Below are 2,837 nucleotides of genomic sequence, written 5' to 3' on the forward strand. Positions count from 1 at the left end.
GTTAACCACTACCGCGACAACGCCACCGAATACAAGAAGCAGCGAGATGAGAAAACTCAGGAGCTGAATCTGGCAAAGGCCACCATCACCGACATGCAGACCCGCCAGCGTGAAGTCGCTGCACTGGATGCCAAATACACGAAGGAATTGTCCGATGCGAAAAAAACCATTAACGATTTGCGTCGGGATGTCGATTCTGGCGCTAAACGGCTGCGCATCGCCGCAACCTGCCCTGGAATGTCCAAAGCCACCTCCGCCACCGGCGTGGATGATGCAGGAGCCCCCGAGCTTACTCCAGACGCTCGACGGAATTATTTCGATCACCGGGACGGAATCGCAACCGCTGACAAAATGATTCGCGGCATGCAGGAATATATAGACACGCAGTGCCTGAAGTAAGTATTAACCTATTGGTAGGCCTTATAGTATTATCAATTATCTGAGGGCTATAAGGTGACAAAAATGAATAAGCTCAAACCCATAGCTTTGGTTATGATTGTCGTAGTTTTAATGTTTTTACTTAATGGCATCTACATAGCGAATAGGCATGTAAGTGGTGATTTCTCGATGCGAGAGGTGGCCAACGACTATGAGTCTATGAATCCTATCAGCAGATACAGTTATGAGTGGATGATGAAAGACGATATGGACGTAATTAATAGAGTCGTTAAGGACAATATTAGAGAACGGAATAAGTAAATAACTTCAGAGTTGTTGTGATGCCATCACAAAGGCCACTTGCGAGTGGCTTTTTTAATAGCCGCATCCTAATCAACGGATAAAGAGGCTCTCAATGTCCGACATCTACCAAATCACCCTAACCACCCAGACAGGCGAAACATTCACGGGCAAGATGTCACGACGTCAGCCTGAGCTGGTAAACGGCTTCGTGCCGCTGGCGACTGAAACGGGACAGTGGCTTTACTTCGCTCCTGCCGATGTAAAGCGCGTGAAGTTCACGCCTGTACCGGAAGAGCAGACCGAACAAACAACGGAGTAACCAATGAGCAAAACAGTAACATTCACCTCAAAAGTATCTCTTCGTCCATACATGAAGCCGGTCCTGATGCTGTCAGCTTTACTTCGCTGGGAGTGGTTGACTAACAAGTGCTTCAAAATCGAAACCGTAACCAGCGATACGGTGCAGCTTTAAGTGGAGTAACCCATGGCTAACGATGACGAGCGCAGGCCGTATCCGCCAGTTAACTTCATCGACTCCGACAACTGGCAGCCATACACCAGGCTGATCCCCGCCAATGAAGTGCATGAGTGGATAAACCGGCAAATCCTCAGCGATACCGGAAGCATCCATAACCCTGACCACGAACACCTGTTAGAGGCTGACCTCTGCTTCATGTGGGCGTCTGACTCATTCGCGAAGAAAGGGCGGTATGTGCTCGGTCAGGCTGAACAGGTAATGCTACGCGCCGGTGGCTGGCAGAAATCCAGAATGGAACAGCAGATGCATGAATGGTTCGGGCGCATCCCGAAGTTCATCATCACCCTGGCGGCCGATTACTGCTCACAATGCAGCGACCTCGAGTTCTGCGCACTGGTAGAGCATGAGCTTTACCACATTGCCCAGGCCACCGATGATTTCGGCGCGCCTAAGTTCAACAAAGAGACCGGGCAGCCAGTGTTAATACTGCGCGGTCACGACGTCGAAGAATTCACTGGTGTCGTACGTCGATACGGTGCAAGCAAAGAAGTTCAGGAGCTCGTTGATGCGGCCAATGCGCCAGCAGAAGTGGCTCACCTCGAAATAGCCAGGTCATGCGGGACGTGCATGTTGAAGCTGGCGTAACGCTTTATTCAGATTGTCATGGAGGTAGCCTGTGGCAGCATTATCGGCAGAGGTTAAAGCCTTCATCGTTCAATCACTCGCCTGCTACGAGACCCCGGTAAAAGTCATTGAGCTTGTAAAGGCTGAATATGGCATTGATGTCTCACGGCAGCAGGTGTCGCAATACACGCCCGGCAACGCAATGGCGGCCAAGTTGAGCCAGAAGTGGATTGACCTGTTCAACGCTACCCGTAAACGATTCCAGAATGAGATCGGTGACATTCCGATCGCAAATAAAGCGTACCGGTTGCGCGTTCTCGACCGAATGGCGACCAATGCTGAAAAGATGAAGAACTACGGCATGACCTCGCAGCTTATCGAGCAGGCCGCCAAAGAAATGGGCGATGCCTACACTAATCGCCAGAAAGTCGAGCATACAAGCCCTGATGGCAGCATGACGCCGCAGCCAACAATCATCCAGCTACTGCCTGTTGAGCCAAAGCATGAGTAACGCCGTTCAATTGCCGATCCCCGCGAAGCTTGCGCCACTGTTCACCGCCGTGAATAAGCGTTATCGGTGCTCGCACGGTGGACGAGGCAGCGCCAAGACGCGCACCTTTGCACTGATGACTGCGGTAAAGGCTTACCAGTCGATGATGAACGGTGAAAGCGGTGTGGTGCTCTGCGCGCGTGAGTTCATGAACTCGCTGGAAGAGTCGAGCATGCAGGAGGTGAAACAGGCGATCCTATCTGTTCCATGGCTGGCTTCCAACTTTGATATCGGCGAGAAGTACATCCGCACCATCGACAAGAGCGTTAACTACGTGTTCTGCGGTCTGCGGCATAACCTCGACAGCATCAAGTCGAAAGCGCGCATCCTGCTCTGCTGGGTCGATGAGGCTGAATCAGTCAGCGAAATAGCCTGGCAGAAGCTGAGCCCGACCGTTCGTGAGGAAGGTTCAGAGATTTGGGTGACGTGGAACCCGGAACGAGACGGAAGCGCAACGGATAAGCGTTTCCGCAAAGAAGCCGGCGACGACTGCATTACCGTTGA

At 51.8% G+C, this 2,837-nt stretch carries 6 protein-coding genes; all 6 read left to right on the forward strand.

What is annotated here, in order from left to right; all coding sequences use genetic code 11:
• A partial coding sequence (locus ACWWFX_RS25095) for a lysis protein (protein WP_473225083.1) occupies window positions 1–399 on the forward strand: 399 nt, incomplete at its 5' end.
• A gap of 63 nt (window positions 400–462) precedes the next feature.
• On the forward strand, window positions 463–699 hold the full coding sequence (locus ACWWFX_RS25100) for a hypothetical protein (RefSeq protein ID WP_094312737.1): 237 nt from the start codon (window positions 463–465) through the stop codon (window positions 697–699).
• 94 nt (window positions 700–793) lie between these two features.
• Window positions 794–1,000: a hypothetical protein gene (locus ACWWFX_RS25105; RefSeq protein ID WP_473225084.1), complete on the forward strand. Its 207-nt coding sequence runs from the start codon at window positions 794–796 to the stop codon at window positions 998–1,000.
• Between the two features lie 165 nt (window positions 1,001–1,165).
• Entirely contained in the window at window positions 1,166–1,804 is a 639-nt protein-coding gene (locus tag ACWWFX_RS25110) for a putative metallopeptidase (protein ID WP_473225085.1), read from the forward strand.
• A gap of 31 nt (window positions 1,805–1,835) precedes the next feature.
• Window positions 1,836–2,294: a DUF2280 domain-containing protein gene (locus tag ACWWFX_RS25115; protein WP_473225086.1), complete on the forward strand. Its 459-nt coding sequence runs from the start codon at window positions 1,836–1,838 to the stop codon at window positions 2,292–2,294.
• Window positions 2,287–2,837: phage terminase large subunit (locus tag ACWWFX_RS25120; protein WP_473225087.1), on the forward strand; the 551-nt coding region annotated here is incomplete at its 3' end. The genes ACWWFX_RS25115 and ACWWFX_RS25120, both read left to right, overlap by 8 nt.

Source organism: Pseudocitrobacter sp. 2023LY-00077 (assembly GCF_055796175.1).

Bases quoted from the DNA above. Each gene is read 5' to 3' on its own strand.
- ACWWFX_RS25100 (WP_094312737.1), top strand. From the start codon at position 463: ATGAATAAGCTCAAACCCATAGCTTTGGTTATGATTGTCGTAGTTTTA.
- ACWWFX_RS25105 (WP_473225084.1), top strand. From the start codon at position 794: ATGTCCGACATCTACCAAATCACCCTAACCACCCAGACAGGCGAAACA.
- ACWWFX_RS25110 (WP_473225085.1), top strand. From the start codon at position 1,166: ATGGCTAACGATGACGAGCGCAGGCCGTATCCGCCAGTTAACTTCATC.